The organism is Actinomadura syzygii (genome assembly GCF_008085905.1).
Classification (GTDB): Bacteria; Actinomycetota; Actinomycetes; order Streptosporangiales; family Streptosporangiaceae; genus Spirillospora; species Spirillospora syzygii.
Map to the genome: position 1 here is coordinate 91,693 of NZ_VSFF01000005.1, position 16,936 is coordinate 108,628.

Annotated in this window: 16 protein-coding genes; 9 read left to right on the forward strand and 7 right to left on the reverse strand. The window is 67.2% G+C overall.

Features of this window, described 5'->3' with window-relative positions; all coding sequences use genetic code 11:
• Position 1: 1 nt before the first annotated feature.
• From FXF65_RS12985 to FXF65_RS43700, 4 genes are read right to left on the reverse strand one after another with little or no spacing between them, the layout of a single operon-like run.
• On the reverse strand, positions 2 to 763 hold the full coding sequence (locus FXF65_RS12985) for a DUF5944 family protein (protein WP_148350148.1): 762 nt from the start codon (positions 761 to 763) through the stop codon (positions 2 to 4).
• A gap of 10 nt (positions 764 to 773) precedes the next feature.
• Entirely contained in the window at positions 774 to 2,921 is a 2,148-nt protein-coding gene (locus tag FXF65_RS12990; RefSeq protein ID WP_148350150.1) for a TOMM precursor leader peptide-binding protein, read from the reverse strand.
• Between the two features lie 49 nt (positions 2,922 to 2,970).
• Entirely contained in the window at positions 2,971 to 4,557 is a 1,587-nt protein-coding gene (locus FXF65_RS12995; RefSeq protein ID WP_187412264.1) for a SagB/ThcOx family dehydrogenase, read from the reverse strand.
• Positions 4,557 to 5,516, reverse strand: coding sequence for a hypothetical protein (locus tag FXF65_RS43700; RefSeq protein ID WP_187412265.1), 960 nt, complete (start codon positions 5,514 to 5,516; stop codon positions 4,557 to 4,559). The genes FXF65_RS12995 and FXF65_RS43700 overlap by 1 nt, the downstream gene beginning before the upstream one ends.
• 65 nt (positions 5,517 to 5,581) lie before the next feature.
• On the opposite strand from FXF65_RS43700, the gene FXF65_RS13000 reads away from it, so the two are divergent.
• From FXF65_RS13000 to FXF65_RS13010, 3 genes are all read left to right on the forward strand, one after another.
• Positions 5,582 to 7,069, forward strand: coding sequence for an FAD-binding oxidoreductase (locus FXF65_RS13000; protein ID WP_148350152.1), 1,488 nt, complete (start codon positions 5,582 to 5,584; stop codon positions 7,067 to 7,069).
• A 498-nt stretch (positions 7,070 to 7,567) separates the two neighbouring features.
• Positions 7,568 to 8,170 (forward strand): cadmium resistance transporter, encoded by a 603-nt coding sequence (locus FXF65_RS13005; RefSeq protein ID WP_148350153.1) that lies wholly within the window; start codon positions 7,568 to 7,570, stop codon positions 8,168 to 8,170.
• A 185-nt stretch (positions 8,171 to 8,355) separates the two neighbouring features.
• Positions 8,356 to 8,919 carry a dihydrofolate reductase family protein gene (locus tag FXF65_RS13010; protein WP_148350154.1) on the forward strand — a complete coding sequence of 188 codons (564 nt, stop codon included), beginning with the start codon at positions 8,356 to 8,358 and terminating at the stop codon, positions 8,917 to 8,919.
• Positions 8,920 to 10,019: 1,100 nt separating this feature from the next.
• On the opposite strand, the gene FXF65_RS13015 is transcribed toward FXF65_RS13010, so the two are convergent.
• From FXF65_RS13015 to FXF65_RS13025, 3 genes are all read right to left on the reverse strand, one after another.
• Positions 10,020 to 11,792, reverse strand: coding sequence for a hypothetical protein (locus tag FXF65_RS13015; RefSeq protein WP_148350155.1), 1,773 nt, complete (start codon positions 11,790 to 11,792; stop codon positions 10,020 to 10,022).
• Between the two features lie 153 nt (positions 11,793 to 11,945).
• Positions 11,946 to 12,779 (reverse strand): inositol monophosphatase family protein, encoded by an 834-nt coding sequence (locus FXF65_RS13020; RefSeq protein WP_342787302.1) that lies wholly within the window; start codon positions 12,777 to 12,779, stop codon positions 11,946 to 11,948.
• Positions 12,755 to 13,645 (reverse strand): DUF5919 domain-containing protein, encoded by an 891-nt coding sequence (locus tag FXF65_RS13025; protein WP_148350157.1) that lies wholly within the window; start codon positions 13,643 to 13,645, stop codon positions 12,755 to 12,757. The genes FXF65_RS13020 and FXF65_RS13025 overlap by 25 nt, the downstream gene beginning before the upstream one ends.
• A 319-nt stretch (positions 13,646 to 13,964) precedes the next feature.
• Between FXF65_RS13025 and FXF65_RS13030 the strand changes: the two genes are divergently transcribed.
• The 6 genes from FXF65_RS13030 (at position 13,965) to FXF65_RS13055 (ending at position 16,884) form a co-directional block, all read left to right on the forward strand.
• Positions 13,965 to 14,258, forward strand: coding sequence for a hypothetical protein (locus FXF65_RS13030; RefSeq protein ID WP_148350158.1), 294 nt, complete (start codon positions 13,965 to 13,967; stop codon positions 14,256 to 14,258).
• Positions 14,259 to 14,433: 175 nt separating this feature from the next.
• Positions 14,434 to 14,733, forward strand: a complete 300-nt coding sequence (locus FXF65_RS13035; protein ID WP_148350159.1) for a hypothetical protein — start codon at positions 14,434 to 14,436, stop codon at positions 14,731 to 14,733.
• A 319-nt stretch (positions 14,734 to 15,052) separates the two neighbouring features.
• On the forward strand, positions 15,053 to 15,784 hold the full coding sequence (locus tag FXF65_RS13040) for a GntR family transcriptional regulator (RefSeq protein WP_148350161.1): 732 nt from the start codon (positions 15,053 to 15,055) through the stop codon (positions 15,782 to 15,784).
• A 109-nt stretch (positions 15,785 to 15,893) separates the two neighbouring features.
• Positions 15,894 to 16,313, forward strand: coding sequence for a plasmid replication, integration and excision activator (locus FXF65_RS13045; protein WP_148350162.1), 420 nt, complete (start codon positions 15,894 to 15,896; stop codon positions 16,311 to 16,313).
• Complete coding sequence (locus FXF65_RS13050; RefSeq protein WP_148350164.1) at positions 16,313 to 16,606, forward strand: hypothetical protein; 294 nt, start codon at positions 16,313 to 16,315, stop codon at positions 16,604 to 16,606. Before FXF65_RS13045 ends, FXF65_RS13050 begins: the two co-directional genes overlap by 1 nt.
• A complete protein-coding gene (locus tag FXF65_RS13055; protein WP_148350166.1) occupies positions 16,603 to 16,884 on the forward strand; it encodes a hypothetical protein in 282 nt (93 codons plus the stop codon). Before FXF65_RS13050 ends, FXF65_RS13055 begins: the two co-directional genes overlap by 4 nt.
• Positions 16,885 to 16,936 lie beyond the last annotated feature (52 nt).

Consider the following 16,936-nt stretch of genomic DNA (forward strand, 5'->3'; position numbering starts at 1 on the left):
CTCAGCCCGCCGGTTGGACGCTGACCAGGGATTGGGCGAGGAAACCTTCGTGCTCGTCCACCGCGATGACCACCCAGTCTCCGGGCGCGAGCAGCGGGTTGGCGTCGAGCGCGATCTCGTGGTGGGCCTCGGGCGCCTCGGGGGTGCAGGTCAGCTCCCTGCGGTCGATGCGTCCCATGGACTGCCACGCGATCGCTATCGGGACGGGCCCGGTGAGCCCGGTCAGGCCGACAGTGAAGCGGAGCGCGCGGCGTCCGGCGTCGTCGGTGACTTCGTCCAGGTCGGCGCGGCCGAGGGTGTGCGGAGAGACGTACCGTTCGGTGAACGGATACGGGACGGTACGCCCCCGCTGGTCGAACACGATCGCGTGGACGGCGAGCAGCCGGTTCTCGCCGTCGTACACGGAGGCGTGGCAGTAGTCGCGTTCCGCGCCGTCCATCAGGACGAGGACCTCGGAAGCCACCTCCGGCTCCTCGGGGGTGACCAGGTGGAGGCGTTCGCGTGTTTCGTCGCGGTCGACGAAGAAGAAGCGGTGGGTGAGCAGTGTCGGCTCGTCCAGGCCGGGGACCTTGCTGGAGAAGCGCAGCCGCACGCCGCCCTCGGCCTCGTCGGCGGCGTAGGAGCAGTGCACGGGCGACCGGTCGGGCGGCAGGCAGCGGCTCGTGACGTGCCTGGCGAAGGCGGCCGGGATCAGCGACGTGTCCGCGAAGTCCTCCTTGCGGACGACCGACAGCGAGGGCCGCGCGACGAAGGACGGCACCATCGGAATCCTCCTAGGGAAGCGGGTGGGGGAACGGGTTGTCCGGTTCGGAGTCGAAGCCGAGCGCGCGGACGGCGCCGCGCAGCCGCGGATTGCCCAGCAGCCGGAACCGGTGCGCCCCGGAAAGGTGCTGGAGCCCCGGGACGAGGACGCGCACGACGTCCACCCCGACGTGTCGCGTGTCGGTCGTGCTGAGGTCGACGACATAGGTGTCGTGTCCGGCGGCGGCGAGTTCGGCGACCGTCGCGTCGAGGTCGGTTCCGGGGGGCGGCGTGCGGGCCGGGCGTGCGCAGACGGGTGGTTCGTCGGGGTGGACGAGGTACCCGGCGCGGCGCCGCAATTCCGGGCGCAACGTGTAGAGGATGGCGTGCTTGTTGAACTCGTCGACGTTCCCGAAGTCGGGCCCGGGGTCGAAGTCGCCGTAGTCCTTGACCAGCCTGCGCACGTAGGTGAGGCCCTGGGCCGCCTCCAGGAACGCCTTCTCGACGGCGCGTTCGGGTGTTGCGCGGCAGGCGCTTCCGAACGACAGGACCGGGTCGGGGCCGCCCCGTCCGTCCATGACCGCGACCACGACGGTCGGGGCGAAGTCGAGCGACAGGTCGTAGAACGACACCCGCCAGGACGTCGCGTTCGCCAGGTGGTACCGGACCCGCGTCGACCCCGCGACCACGTCCTCCGGGACGGGACGCGGCGGCAGCCGGTGCAGCCAGGAGATCGCCAGCGCGTCCCGCTCCAGGATCTCGTGCAGCCCGCCGAGGACCGCCTCGCGGCGGGACGGCCCGGCGGCCAGCCCGGTGGAGATCGACGGGGCGACCGGTGTTTCGTCGCGTGCGCGGCGGTAGTAGAGGAAGACCTGCGAGGCGGGCACCCAGACGGTGTCGCCGTCCGTCCAGCGGGTGGCGCGGACCCAGCGGACGCGCGTGTCCTCGGCGAACCGCGGGAACGGGAATCCCGGCTCTTCGTACTGGGCGTCGGAGAACAGCCCGAACTCCGTCGGGTGGACGGCGGGCTCGCCCGAGCCGGTCAGCTCCGTCCAGGACGCGAGGCGCAGCCCGCCCGGACGCGACACCCCCGCCGCGTACCGTTCGAGGGACTCCCCGATCGTCGCGTTCAGGGCATCTCGCTTGGCGAACCCGGCGCCGCCGTTGCGGATCACGCCGAGCCCCGGCCGCACCAGCGACAGGTCGGACGTCGTGCTGCCCGCCAGGTAGATGCGGGGGCCGCCGTCCGCGCGCCGCACGTTCACCGAGTGGACGACCCCGACCAGATCGTCCACCGCGGCCGTCATCGGCGACACCGGCGCGGGGTGTTGCTGCTGTTGCGCGGCGCAGACCGGGCAGGTCGGGACGGGGAGGAGGCGGCGGCTGGACTCCTCGCCGTTCTCGTCCAGCCACAGCAGGTCGGCGGCCGCCCGTTCCGGCCACCCGGCGATCCGGCGCGCGACCGCTCCGGCGAGCCGCGCGGCGTTCCACGGCGCCGTCCGCTGCGGCAGTGCGGACAGCCCCGCCTCGGCCAGGAAATCCGCGTACGCCCGCCATGTCGGTCCGTGGACGGAATTCGCGAAAATCCGGGTGCGCAGGCATTCGTAGCAGGGCGCGGACGTCCGGTCGGGGGACGGGAGCGGGCCGACGAAGGCGGCGCCGTCCCGGACGACGCCGTAGTGGAGGCATGCCCTGCCCTCGCGGACGCACTGCTCGTTGACCCGTCCGGCCCCCGGATCGAAGATCGACGCGGTCGCGACGACGACGAGATCGGGGTCGCCGACCAGGTCCCCGGCCCGGGTCGCGCCGATGCGGGGCATGCGGCGCAGGACCGAGAACAGGTCGGCGGTGAGGTCGGTCGGCCCGTGCACCTCGACGGTTGTGACCTGTGCGTTCTTCGCGGCCTCGATGGTGGCGGGTTCGATGATGCCCTGGTCGAGCAGGCCGTCCAGGAGGCTGAGCGCGGTGTCGCGCGGCAGGACGTCCGCGAGATCGGCGGCCAGTTCGGCGGGGCGCGCCGGGACGTCCAGCCGGGGCAGCACGCGGTCGGCGAGGACGCGCAGGCCCGTCCCGCTGAGCCTGCGCACCCCGTCCGCCGACTCGACGAAGCCGGTCGCGTCATCGCGCACCCGCACGCGTACACCGGGCGTCAACCGGACGGCGCCGTCCTGTTCGATCACGTGGCCCTGCCTTTCTGGGGGACGCCCCGGGGGCGCGTCTTCGCTCCGGTCATGACGCGGCCTCTCCGAGGAGGACCAGGTAGAGGACGGCGTCGTCGGTCCCGTCCAGGCCCAGCAGGCGGTTGAAGTAGTCGTCGACGAAGCCGATCAGCGGGTGCGCGACGAGCCCGAGCGCCGCCGCGGCGACCACCACGCTCTGCGCGAGATGTCCGCATTCGAGGAGGACCATCCGGTAGCCGCGCTCCCAGTACTTCCACTGGTTGCGGCGGAACGCGCCCGCGAACACCGCGATCGCGGCCGCGTCGGCGACCCGTCCCGGATAGCCGGTATGCGCCGCGACCTCGGCGAACGCGAAGTCCGACCGGACGAGTTGCAGCACGCGGCGGCCGGGATGGAAGTAGTGGACGCCCTGCCGCAGGCCGTCCACCCGGCGGGTCAGGACGAACAGGTCGCATGAGCACAGACCGCCCGCTGTGGGGGTGGCGCGGAGGGGCAGCCTGGTCCCGCCGGATGTGCGCGCGAAGCCGGTGATGCCCGCGGACAGGTCGAGGACGCGGGCGAGATCGTCCGCGGGGAGGGCGGTCGGGGCCATCGGCGCCGCCGATCGCCGTCGCCGGACCGCCACGTCCAGCGGAAGCAGCGTGTGTTTCTGCTGTTCCGTAGGGAGGGCGTACTCGGTTTTGGTCCGGCCGTAGTCGCGGTAAGGGCGCGCCAGTGCTTGCCGGACGGTGGGGGCGAGCCGGTCGATGTCCACGGGCGGGAGCGTCCGGTGCCCGGCGCGGATCTTGGAGTTCTCGTGGAAGATCCGGGACAGCCGGACGCGGGACGGCGGGCAGGCGAGCGGCACCTCCGCGGGCGCCGCACGGCCTGCGACGTCGTGCTCCGCCCAGGGCCCGAGGTCGCTCGGCCGCTCGTCCGGCAGGCGGCATTGGACGACGGCGCCGCGCTCGTCGTCGAGGACCGTCCGCACCTTGGCCTTGACGCGGTCGCCCAGTTCGCCTTCGGCGACGATGCCGTCGAGGGCTGTTTCGGCGGTTGCCTCCACGGGCTCGGCGGGCGCCGTCCAGCCGCCGGAGGCGATCTTGGCGAGGACGCCGTCCAGCGCGGCGCGCACCGCCTCGGCCGGGGTGAGCCCGCAGCCGAGGGCGCGGATCTCGCGCGCCGCCGCGCCGCCTTGGCGGAGAACCGCGCCCACCAGCGGCAACCCGTCCGGCGCGTCGAACAGATAGCAGTCGAGGCGGCCGTCGAAGGACGGGTGAAGGGGCGGCGGCACCGCGTCCTCGTAGCCGGTCAGGCGGCGCGCCGTGGCGGGCGGCGGGCGGCGGGCGACCGCGTCGCACACCGCCGCGCGGACGGCGGCGGCACGCGACGGACCGGCGCCGACGCCGTGTCCGGGGCGTCCCTGCCGCAGGTCGACGGCGCGGGCCGCGAGGCGCCATGCCGCGTCGGCCGCGTCGCGGCCCGCGGTCAGGGCGAGCATGGGCACGGGGTCGCCGGACAACTCCAGCCGCCCGACCCCGTGCCGGGCGGCGACCAGCGCGAACGCGGCACCGTCGGCGAACGCGGGGAGCGGGACGGCGCGCACGCCGTACCCCAGCGACTCGATCAGCCCGGTTGTTGCGGCTGGTTCGGCCATCAGAGCGTCACCCATTCCCGGTGCGGGACGTTCCGCTCGCCGCAGTCGTCGCAGAACGGGTCGCGCCAGGTCGTGACCGATCGCTGCTCGCCCGCGACGACGTCCACGGTCGTGACCCGGCCCCACGGATGCTCCGCGCCCATCGGCAGCAGCGCGTTCAAGGCGAGGTGGGAGAGGAGGCCGCCCGTCCAGTACAGGCTTCCGGCCTGCATGGTCGCCCATCCCGGTCGGGCGCTCCGCTCCTTTCCGGCAGCCGTGTCAGCCGGGACGAAACAGCGCAGGCACCCCGATTCCCCGGCCTTCACCCACGGCCCGATCCGAACGCTCTGCGGCGAGAACACGACGGGAACCCAATTGCGCCGCGCCGAGCACAAAGCGCGGTTCACTGCCATGAGCACCTCTTCGTCGGACGCCACGACAATGTTCAGGTCGGCCTCTTCATTGGCCTGCTCGACATGGATTCCCTGTTCGCCGAGCAGTCGACCCCAAACCGAGACGGCATGCTCAGGCCCACGCAGGACGATACGTTTCGCTCGCACACTCCTGAACGCCCGATCAGGATCGGCCGCCCGCCGCGCAACATACGAATAGAGGCGGCGGCCGGGCTCATCGTCGATGACAACATCATCGCCGGGAAAGAGCAGGACACCCATTTCGCGGAATCGCTCGATATAGGGCTCCAGCGTCGCGACCTCGGCCGCGGACAACTGCTCCGCCGCAGTTGCGGCACGCCGCAGTCGCGGGACGACCCGCAGCAACACCTCCGCCAGGGCGTCCAGCGACTCCTCCCCGGCGGCCAGCGAAAAGGCGCGCGGCCCGACGGCGATCTCGCATTTCCCGCCCGCGTCACCGAAACGCACCTCGACGTCCGAAGCGGCGACCAGCACCGTCCGCATCAGCTCGGAATCAGCCACGAGACCGATAATAGAATCCGCGTGCAGCCACGCCAATATCGACAACACGAGTACCGTACTACGGATTTCCGTAGTACTGGTCGAGATTGTTTCGGTCCTTTAATGGGTGGATGTTGAGCCGAAGGAAAGTCCTGGGGGCCGGCGCACTCGCATTGCTCGCCCCACATCCACGGTCGGCCCGTCCCTGGGCCCGTCTCGCCCGGCATCTGCGGGGCCAGCTCGTCCTCCCCTGGCACCCCGGATATCGGACGGCCAGACAACTCGACCTCGCCCAATACGACCGGGTCAACCCGGCGGCGGTCGCCTATTGCGCGGACGAGGCCGACGTGGCGTTGTGCCTCGCCTTCGCGCAGGACGAACGCCTGCCGTTCGCCATTCGCAGCGGCGGCCACAGCTTCGGCGGCTATTCCACGTCCCAGGGCCTCCTGATCGACGTGTCCCGGCTGAACTCGATCGCGATCGGACGCGACGCCGCTTTCGGGCAGGGCACCGTCCGGATCGGCACCGGGGCGGCGGCCGTGGACGTCCTCAACGCCCTCGCCCCCGCCGGGCTCGTCGTCCCCGGCGGGGCGTTCGCCACGGTCGCGGCGGGCGGCTACATCCAGGGCGGCGGCATCGGCTACCTCACCCGGACCTTCGGCCTGGCCTGCGACAGGGTGACCTCCGCGCGGGTCGTCCTCGCGGACGGACGGACCGTCACCGCGTCCCGCGACCAGCACCCCGACCTCTACTGGGCGATCCGCGGCGGGGGCGGCGGAAACTTCGGGGTAGTGACCTCGTTCAACGTCGTCCCGGCCCGCCTCAGCACCCTCTCAGTGGCCACGCTGACCTGGGACTTCACCCGAGCCGCCGACATGCTCGACGGCTTCGCGCACTTCCTGGCCGACGCCCCGCGGACGGTCGGCGCCGTCGCGGTCGTCGCCCTCGGCGACGGCGAACCCCCATGGTCGGGCGTCGTCCTGATCTCACCCGGCGACCTCCGCCCGCAGGTGGACGCCCTGCTGTCCGCGACGGGCCCGGCGTCGTCCCAGAGCATCGACGTGATGTCGCACCAGGACTTCATGCTCTACACCTACGGCTGCACGGACCTCACCCAAACCCAATGCCACCGAATCGGCACGCGCCAAGGCGCCCTCCTTCCCCGGACGCCATTCGGCCTGGTACGCGGCCGTTTGTTCAGCCGTCCTCCGTCCCGCGACATGTGGGAAAAGGCCCTAGCGGTATTCGATCTCCCGCGTCCCGCAAGCGTGGCGAACAAACTGGAAGTCCTGGCCCTAGGCGGAGCAGACAACGACCCCGCCCGAACGGACACCGCCTACGTCCACCGCGACACCCTTTTCGACCTGAACTACCTCAGCTCGGTCTACCGCACCCCCGTCCCCCCGGAAGCACGCGCTGCTGCGACCAGTTGGGCAAACGCGGGCTTCGCCGCCATCGACCCCCACTCGAACGGCGAGACCTACCAGAACTTCATCGACCCGTCCCTACCCGACTGGGCCCACGCCTATTACGCCGAAAACCACACCCGCCTGACCACCGTCAAAACCACCTACGACCCCCACAACACCTTCGCCTTCCCCCAATCCATCAGGGCCTGAACTACTCGTAGGAACGCGACGTCCTCCATACTGGAGCCGCAGACGGGCGCGAAACCGATCGGACACCTTCGGCACGCTGCCCGGCTGCGGACTCCGACCAAGGAGGCAGGCATGAAACGTCTGTGGGACGCCCTGATGCGCCTTGAAGACCGCATGCTCTTCGACTCCGAAGGCCGTGTCCGCGGCAGAAGATTCCCCACCACCCGCACCGGCCTGACAGTGGCGATCCTCTCCCTCGCAATAGGAATCACCCTGATCACCGGCCGAATCCTGTGGTGGACGGAACCAACGACAGTCCCAGGCGCCCTCATCACCTTCGCCGGGCTGACAGCCCTGACCCGCCGAGCACTAACCCGCCGCCACGGGCCCCACTCCACCGACCCCGCCTAACGCCCAACGCAAAACCCCGCCCCCTCCTGACACACCAAAATCACCGTGTCCGGCAGATCGGGGACGGTAGCCCCTGGGGATTCGTGTCACCGAAGGGATCTCACGTTCGTGGGTCTAGAGATGGTTGGACAGGCGACCGGGTTGTTCGCCGTCACCAATATCGACGACATCCTGATCTTGGCCCTGTTCTTCGCCCAGGGCGCCGGGCATCACCGCTCAGCCATCCGGATCACCCTCGGGCAATACCTCGGGTTCGCCGCGATTCTGGCTGTGGCGGTGGCGGCCGCGTTCGGCGCGACCTTCCTGCCGGAGTCCGTCATCCCCTATCTGGGGTTGCTTCCGCTGGCCCTCGGACTCAAAGCGGCCTGGCAGGCGTGGAAGAACCACCGAAACGGCGAGGACGAGAACGAGGAGCAGACAGGGCAAGGCGGCCCCGGCGCCCTCGAAGTCGCCGCGGTGACCTTCGCAAACGGCGGTGACAACATCGGGGTTTACGTCCCGGTCTTCGCGACTGCCGCCGCCGGGGGTGTGGTCGTGTACGCCGTTGTCTTCCTCGTCCTGGTGGGCGTCTGGTGCGCAGTGGGACGCTACTTCGCGACGCGCCCGGTCGTCGCCCGCACCCTCAGCCAGTGGGGGCATGTCCTTCTTCCCGTGGTCCTGATCGGCATCGGCCTGCTGATCCTCCTCGAGGGCGGCGCTTTCGGCCTGTAGCACAGCGGACACCTTCCCCCTGTGCCGTCACGAGGGCGGCGCCACCACGAACCAAGGTGGACGGAACGAGCGCCCCGCATGCCTTGAGCGAAGGCCCGTACGTATGAACAGCTTGCGCACCGATCAGTTTTCTCCACTCGACTGGTCTACTCTTCCGAGACCCGGCTGACGGAAGGCATCGCGCTATGCGGAAACTGATCTACGGCATGAACCTGTCCCTGGACGGCTACGTTTCCGCACCCGGCGGCGACATCAACTGGAGCGAGCCGAGCGACGAACTGTTCCAGTGGTGGCTCGACCAGGAGCGGGCGATCACCCTCTTCCTCTACGGGCGCCGACTGTGGGAGACCATGAGCTCCTACTGGCCGACCGGCGACCAGCAGCCGGACGCCACCCCGGCGCAGGTCGAGTTCGCGCGAAACTGGCGGGACACGCCGAAGGTGGTGTTCTCCTCAACGATCGACAAGGTCGACTGGAACGCTCGCCTGTTCACCGGCGACGCGATCGCCGAGATCACCCGACTCAAGGCCGAGGACGGCGGGCCGATGAGGGTCGGCGGCGCAACGCTCGCCAGCGCGGCCATGCGGGCCGGGCTGATCGACGAGTACGAGATCGTCACCCATCCGGTCATCGTCGGCGGCGGCAAACCGTTCTTCACCCCGCTGGAGAACTGGGTGAACCTGAACCTGGTGGAAACACAGACGTTCCCCGGCGGCGCGCACTTGACCAGATACAAGACAAGACACTGACCACGCTCGCGAACCAAGAGCCCGGGCCGGATTTCGAGTCTGACCTGGGCTTTCGCTTGGGTGGAGCCTAGGGATTCGCCCCCTGACACTCGGCTGAAAATCGGCGAGATCACGCCCCGCCGGGCCTCCCACCTCGACGGATCATGATCCCCAACTGACCACTCTTGCCTCCTGATCACCCTGCCTAATGGCCCACTAATGGCCCGCCGCGCCACCCCGCGACCTGCACGTATGGCAGCGCGCTCACCCGCGACCGGGCTGGCGACGCGCCAACGCGATGGCAAGGCTGAACTCAAGGGCAAGAAGCGATCGGGCACGCAACGGGCACGGAAGCGGAAGAAGAGATCTTGAGACCAGAGAGCCAGGCCGGAACTTCGGTTCTGACCTGGGCTTCGGCTGGGTGGAGCCTAGGGGATTCGAACCCCTGACACCCGGCTTGCAAATCTGCGAGATCAACCCCGATCCCTTCCCTGACCTGGGCGATCCATGATCTCCAAGCGACCGCTCTTGACCCCTGGTGACCGCCCCTAATTGCACGCTAATTGCACGGCTCCCCGCCGCTGGCCTGCGAGTCCTCACCACGTGCAGCGGACGCCACAGCCGACCGCAACAGACGAACGGACCTGTCCGGAGGGTGCTCCCGCGCGAACGGCGCGCATCCCGTGACAGACCGATTCGCGCGGGAGTGCCCTCCGGCTCCAGGAGGGGTCTGGGGAACCACGGGGTTCCCCAGTCGCGCACGCTCAACTGATCCCCGAACCGACCGTGACAACGCGACAAGGCCCGACTACGGTCACGCCCTGGTGCTCGTCGCCGAACGGCTTCGACGCTACGGCGTTGGTCGTCTATGGCGGCGGCGCGGCCCCCGTGACGGGCCGGATGATGCGGGACCGGCAGGCGCGTCGCGATGCGCGGCCCGGCGCGGCCGTCCGGTGACCGGCGCCCACGCCGCATGCTCCGGGCGGCCAGGCGCGGGGCCGCGCAGCGGCCTGAGCGCCGCCGCCCCTTGATTACAAACAGCTTAATTCGGCAAGGAAACAGTTAGACGCAGCCCCGAGTAGCTGTGAGGCAGCGACCAGGCAATGCGTAAAATGCGCAGGTTAATCTCGAATAGTTTCAGCTTCCAGAAAAGAACTCACTCCTGGCATTGTTTGGACGACACCGGAATTGGCTCGCTGGCGCGCATCCTCGCGATCGTCTGGAATACTGATCTTCAGTCGCTTCTCTTCCGACGGATAGAAACAGCCGCTTTCTCCATTCTCAGACGATACCTCATACCGCCCAACGATCACTTCCTGATCCATGAGGCCCAGTTCCCACTGCCTTCCCAGCAGCTTTACTTTCAGCGGCTTGGTGATTCTTATTCGAGCTGGCAACTCAAGTTGCACTGTCGGAGTCACTCCACACAATGAATTCCAAGTCCTCCACGCCACACCGTCACGAAGTAGGTCAGCCGCGTCGGCCCATTCGCGCAAGCTCTGAACCGAGACTTCGGAGGCATTCGGTATTCGCACAATCGCTGAGACATGCTTCTGCAGTTCCGCCAAATCTGTGCAGACTCTTACGCGAAACCTGATAGCTTCAGTATCTGTCACACCCTCAGGAATGTCTTTTACATTCAAAACTGGAGGGCCATCCTTGAAACGAAGTTCAATCGTCACGCCTGCCACCATCATGGATAGCACCTGCAGAGCAGGGAGACAGGCAGAGGGCTTGAGGCCAGTGATGTCGTTACACTTAGTCCAGAAGTCGACCTTACCGAGCGCCGGAGAGTGACGTATTCCAAAATCTAGCACTCCGCTGACGTCCTTACCTTCCCACGACCACGCGCCCGATCCGTTCAATCCGCTGGTAGGCGACGACATATTCATGACCGTGGTCGCTAGCTCACGACCATCGTTGTCCATCACGACAAGGTCAAATTGTTCCGTTTGGAGATCATCAAGTGTTGGCAGAAACGACACGCTCCCAGTTGTGGCCTGATGCGAAGAGAATCCACCAGGCAAATTTCTTTCGATCATCTCCGCCGGAATCATATCAACGGAAGTCCCAAATTCTAGGAAGTCCTTGAGTGCAGCGCGCTGCTCTTCCGTTTCCGGGCGCAAGGTTACGTTTACCGAGATTGGCCGATCTTTAGTTGCCTCGTTGTAGCGGGCAATAACGTCTATGCGAGCAACTGTTCCATCACGTCCAAGCATGGTGGAGAACACCAGACCCGGAACGTCATGGGGCAGGTGAAACTTACTATCCTGCGGTTCCTGCTCCACGTGAATCTCATAGCGATAATGCGGGTCTGTTTTATTTAGAGCGTTATGAAGGTCTATTAGCCCCTGGATTGCTTGGGCTGGCTCAGATACACTTCCGGATCGGATCGCTTGATCAAAAGACGCAGCTGCCAGGAATGTTTTTACCTGCTCAAGAACGCGCTCTTTTTCTCCTAGTAGGTAGTAATCAACCACCTCAGGGTATTTTGCAGCCAGACCGTCGATTGCTGTAAGGCCGATCCAGTCGCAGGGAAAATTACGTCCTTCTGTTAGCTCGGCAAGCCAGTCACGATCCGGATGTGTGGGATCTAGCGGCCTGACGACATGCCATGCCCTGAGTGAGATATTTCGCGCAGAGGTGAATTCTAGAAGACGATTCCATGATTTAGTGATCTGGCGTTTCTGTGACGCATTAAGAGAGGCGGTGAAACCCTTAACTTGATAAACTTCCCAGCTTCCATCTCCGTGAGGCACCAGAATATCAATTCCGCCATCACCTTTCGATGGCCGAATACGTTGTCCGTGCGGTATCTCACGGAGCAACATAATGGCTATCACCGCCTCGATGTCATCACCTTCATAGCGCTCCCATGGCACTCGCCCAGTCACGCATACCTCCTGCTTTGTATCGTTTGAGGTTGAGAATACTCGCCTTCCCGGCAAGTAGGCCAGCTTCCTGCTTGGAAGTCCCCGTAAGCACTAGCACAGCTAGCTAGCTTGCTGATCTCCGCCCAGCAAAAGAGGGTATCGCCGCATTCGGCTCTAGTTGTTGGAACCGCGTCGGGTTGCATCAGAGAGTAGAGCGGATATAGCTGGGGAAACCGTTGGTGCCGCGCCGATCGTGGCCGCAGAGTCGTAAGCGTGATCGGTGCCGTCCTGGTCAGTGACGACCGCTCCGGCTTCGCGGGCGATGATGACGCCGGCGGCCATATCCCAGGGTTTGTTGGACAGGGTGATGCTGGCGTCTAGCTTGCCTTCGGCGACCCACGCAAGGTCTATGGCAGCGGAGCCGAGCATGCGGATGCGTTGGACGTTGGCGGCTAGGCGTTCGGTGAGGGCGAAGCGTTGGCGGTTCTTGGCTTCGGCGCCCTCGCCTACGGCGTAGTCGCCGATGGCAACGATGGCGTCCCTGAGGTTGGTGGTCATGCTGGCTTGGATGCGGCGGTCTCCGAGGTAGGCGCCGATGTGCTGGGCTGCGTGGTAGCGGGTGCCTAGGAACGGTAGGTCGATGACGCCTACGACGGGGCGGCCTCGTTGGATGAGGCCGATTGAGAAGCCGCAGAGCGGGATGTTGCGGATGAAGTTTGCGGTGCCGTCTACGGGGTCGATGGCCCAGAGGAGTTCGCCGGTGGTGTCGCCGGTGATGCCTTCTTCTTCGCCGAGTATCGCGATGTCGGGCGTTCGCTCCTTGAGGGAGTCGCGGACGGCGCGTTCTACGGCGTAATCGACCTCGCTCGCCATGTCGCGGTCACCTTTGGCGGTGAGCAGGCCGGGGACGCGGGTGCGCACTAGGTCACTGGCTATCTCTGCTGCTTTGAGGGCGACGGGTAGTAGTGCGGCTGGTGCGTCGGTCATAGGGTGCGGCCTCGTTCCCATAGCGCGTTGAAGGTCTCTTCGAACGTCTCATACAGGCCGGTGCCGGTGCCGGTCGCGCTGCGTTCGGCGAGGAACGTGGGCGAGTCGAGTCCGCGGGCGCTCGGTAGGTAGGGCTGCATAACACAGAGCCGGTCGTTGATGAGCGTGATGTTGAACCGGATCGTCTCGTCGTAGACAGCGACCGTCAGGCGTTCTTGGGCCTCGGACGACAGGCGCTTGCGTAGGCGGGTCAGGACCTCGATGTTCAGGCGCGTGAGGGTGGTGAGGTGGTTGTCGCTGTAGTCCTCCTCATGTTCGCGGGCTCGGATGGCTTCGCCTTCGGGGTCCAGGAACAGGGCCTGCAGGGTGGCGCCGTCCTCGATGAGCCGGTAGAGGCGCTGGTCCGGATACTGCTGGCAGAGCATGTTGAGGGAGAGGCCAGCGGCTCGGATGCTGCTCGCTCCGTCGAGTAGGGCGTGTGGCGGGTGGGCGTAAGAGAACTCGGCGCGGGTGGCGAATACGGCGGTGACGTCCGCGTAGGGGTTCGGGCCCACCCGGTCGGCGGTCGACTCAAGGTCGGCGCGCTCGTCGCTGAGCGCGTAGGCGGCGGGCTCGTCAGCCAGGACGTGCGGCGGGCACGGAGCGAACAGTTGGTCGGCGGTCCACTCGGGGAACATCGCCTCCAGGACGCGGCAGTGGTCCGTGTAGGGAAGGCGCTTGAGTTCGCCGGACGTCCAGCGGTGGAGCTGCGCGCGGCTCGGTGCGGTGCCGGTGAGTTCGGGCGAGATCCTCTTGGCAGCCTCGTTGTAGGCGGCCTGGAACATGCCGTACCTGTGTAGGCGGCGCTGACGGATGACGACTTGCAACAGGATCGGTTGGGGAGACACCGGCCGTCCTCTCTGCTGGGCGTTTCTCAGGCTAGATGCGGCGCAAGATCGATGACGAGACAAAGTCGAGACAGGTGCACGACGTTGACGTTCGGGATGAGATGATCATGGCGTCGTGACGCAACGTGACTTGTTGGCACGGTGGCGTCATGGTGAGCGATTGCACCTCTTGCCGGGGACGCGGAGTCAAACGGCGCGTAGCCCGGCGGACGTTGACGCCGGGTCACGTGGCAGGCGTTCCGGCTGACAGCCGTCAGGACTCTTGCCCTGATTGTCTGGGGACGGGTCGCGCGTCCGTGCGGCCGAGTGGTGCGGAGTCGTGAACGCGCGGGATTTCGAGTTGCGGCTTCTGGCTGATCTGCGGTCCTCCCTTCTGGCTCTGGGCCTGGCTGTCCGGCTGGATGAAGGAATGCCGGGGCTGCTGGTGAGTACCGCGAATCCGGGGCTGTTCGTGTGGGTCTTCGTCGGGGCGTCGGGCCGGACGTTCACCTGGCGACGCGACGACAGCAAACACCCGGTCGACGACGTGTCGGGCGCGGCGGCCCAGGTCGCTCGCTTCGTGACAGCGCAGACCGGGCAGCTCAACGGCTCGGCGAACGACCCCTCCGACTAGCGCTGCGGCTGGCCTGGCGGGCTGGCCCTGAGCGCGTTGAACGGCAGAGCTGGAGGCGCGGCGAGGACGGTCCGTCGCGTGATCGCCCCCCAGTTCCCCCATGGTCACGCGTGTGGGAGGGACGGACCAGGCCCCGCGCCTCCGGCTCTGCTTCCGACGAAAGCGAGAACAGGTAATGGGTCCTTCTCTGTCCCGCGACGCTGAACTCCGGGTGCTGGGTGAGCTGTGCCGGGCTCTAGTCAAGCGCGGTCTGTACGTCCAGATGCGTGACGCCGTCCCCGGACTGACGGTCACGCGAACGGGTGGGACGGCACTCGACATCATCGGGTACGTGGTGGTGAACCGTCACAAGAGAGAGATCTCTTGGTGGCGGGTCGACAACGTCCACCCGGTCGCCGACCTGGACGCGGCGGCCGAACGGATCACCGCGTTCATGCACGAGCCGACCGCGTCGAACCTGCCGAGACGGCCGTGACGATGCGGGCCGGAGATGCACCGGACGATCGGGCGGCGGCAATCATCACCCTGCAACGCCGGTTCCCGGACTCGGCCGTCTGGTTCGGGCAACACACCTCCCGTTGGTGGGCTCTGATGCCCTGGGCGAAGTGGTGGGTGCTCCTCGAAGCGGGGACGCCGATGGAGCTGGCAGACCGGATGACTGAGGCGCGCGGGTCCGCCGTTCCTCACGGCGTTATAGGGCCTGCTGATGTCCGGTAGTCGTGACATCCGGGACGGGTTGGGCGTACATTAACGCTGACCTGGTAAGACAACCTGTCGGATGATGGACGGACGAGATGAGCCTTGAATCCGTGCCCCCCAAGTACGCCCAGCTCGTCACGGAGCTTCAACGGCGCATCGAGTCTGGCCAGTACCCGCCCGGCTCCGCGATGCCCAGCGAACACATGCTGATCGCGGAGTTCGATGTGAGTCGGCCTACCGTGGTGGCGGCTCTGCGGGTGCTTCGGGATCAAGGCTGGATCGACTCCCGGCAGGGCAAGGGCCGGTTCGTCCGCGGCCGTCCCGCCTTGGCCTCGCTGGAGAGCGCACGGGCGGGTCAGGTTCGGCTCGCTGGCTCGGAGGCTGCCGTACCCGGCGAGGTCCTCGCCGCCGGGGTTGTCGATGCGCCGAACCGTGTCCGGTCTCTTCTCGGCATCGGCTCGTCCGGCAAGGCGTTCCTTCGCCGACGGCTGCTGACGGCTGACGGTGCGCCGTCTGAACTCCTCTCGCTGTGGCTGCCCCTGGACCTCGCCGAGTCAACGAACCTGACCAGCGCCGAACCCCTGAAACAAGGTGTGCGGCAGCACCTGGAATCCCGCAAGGGCGTGAAGTTCGATCACGTCGTCGAGCACATCGTTGCGAGGATGCCAACCGGTGAGGAGGCCGACGCGTTGTCGATGCGTACGGGGACGCCTGTCCTCGTGGTGTACGCGACTGCCCGGGACGCTGCCGGTCGTCCGCTCATGGTGGTTGACACCGTCCTGCCTGCTGACCTGCATGAGCTGGAAGACGCCTACCCGCTGGCGTGACCGCACCCGGCCACACGCCGGTTAGTTACTTGATAGACCAAGCTGGGTAACCTACGATCACACTTGGTAGGTCAACTGACAGACAGTTGACCGGATAGGAGTGATCGCCATGGCGATGCAGGGTCCGTTCAAGGTCGCGTTCGGGGACGTGTTCCCGTTCGGGGCGTTCATCAAGGGCGGCGTGGAGCCGGTGCGGGACTTCGACCGGTCGACGCGGGAGAACTTCGTCCAGGCGCGTGACAAGGAGTCGGGCGAACTGGTGTGGGCGGTTGAGGTGCTGGACGCCGACCCGGAGTCCAAGGGCACGTTCAAGGTCAAGCTGACCGCGCCGGTTCAGCCGATCATGCCGGAGGCTCCGACCGGGTTTCCGTTCGTGCCGGTGGAGTTCGACGCCCTGACCGTGACGCCTTACGTCAACTCCGGTACCGGGCGGTTGGCCTACTCCCTTAAGGCGGGCGCGATGCGTCCGGCCAACTTCAAGGGTGCGGGACGGCCGGGCAAGGACGCGGCTGCGAAGGATGCGGCGTGATGGCGGGCGGGCGCATGTCGGCGCTGTCGCTGCCGATCGACGGTGCGGCCTCGTCCGAGTTCAAGACGTTTCGGGCGCGTACGCCGCTGTTCACCGTCTCGGCCGGTCGGGTGCTGGTCACGCTCACTCTTCCCGAGCGGCTGGGCGCCGGGGACGTGGAGTTCGCGCGGCGGCTGGCCGAACAGGCGGCGGCGTACGCGGTGGAGGTGGAGCGGCTGTACCGCTCTGGCCGTCGTCCCTCGTCTGGCGGGTCCTCGTCGGGGCGGTCCTCGGGCAAGGGGAGGGCGGCGTGAAGGACGGATATGGCGGGATGGACCTGCACCTCGGCGCGGGCACGCGGTTCTACTGCCACACCTACCCCGAGAACCCGGAGGCAGGACCGATTCTGGTGATCGAGGCTGCGGGCGTGTCCCTGATGCTGAGCAACCGGACGCGGGGCGCGGTGGAGGCGGGCGACGTGGAGAACGCGCGGCGGCTGCTGGAGGTCGTCTCCGAGTTCACCGCCGAGGTGGAACGGCTCCACGCCATCAACGGCGCTGCGGTCGACTCCATGCAGGACGCGGCGGCCTGATCTGGGTGGGGCGGCTGGAGCTGCTACCTCCGGCCGCCCCGCTTCTCTCCCC

What these genes read in the sequence shown, in the direction of transcription:
- FXF65_RS12985 (WP_148350148.1), bottom strand. Translation starts at nt 763, where the DNA reads ATGGTGCCGTCCTTCGTCGCGCGGCCCTCGCTGTCGGTCGTCCGCAAG.
- FXF65_RS13035 (WP_148350159.1), top strand. Translation starts at nt 14,434, where the DNA reads ATGGGTCCTTCTCTGTCCCGCGACGCTGAACTCCGGGTGCTGGGTGAG.
- FXF65_RS13045 (WP_148350162.1), top strand. Translation starts at nt 15,894, where the DNA reads ATGGCGATGCAGGGTCCGTTCAAGGTCGCGTTCGGGGACGTGTTCCCG.
- FXF65_RS13020 (WP_342787302.1), bottom strand. Translation starts at nt 12,779, where the DNA reads ATGGGAACGAGGCCGCACCCTATGACCGACGCACCAGCCGCACTACTA.
- FXF65_RS13040 (WP_148350161.1), top strand. Translation starts at nt 15,053, where the DNA reads ATGAGCCTTGAATCCGTGCCCCCCAAGTACGCCCAGCTCGTCACGGAG.
- FXF65_RS13000 (WP_148350152.1), top strand. Translation starts at nt 5,582, where the DNA reads ATGTTGAGCCGAAGGAAAGTCCTGGGGGCCGGCGCACTCGCATTGCTC.
- FXF65_RS13050 (WP_148350164.1), top strand. Translation starts at nt 16,313, where the DNA reads ATGGCGGGCGGGCGCATGTCGGCGCTGTCGCTGCCGATCGACGGTGCG.
- FXF65_RS13010 (WP_148350154.1), top strand. Translation starts at nt 8,356, where the DNA reads ATGCGGAAACTGATCTACGGCATGAACCTGTCCCTGGACGGCTACGTT.
- FXF65_RS12995 (WP_187412264.1), bottom strand. Translation starts at nt 4,557, where the DNA reads ATGGCCGAACCAGCCGCAACAACCGGGCTGATCGAGTCGCTGGGGTAC.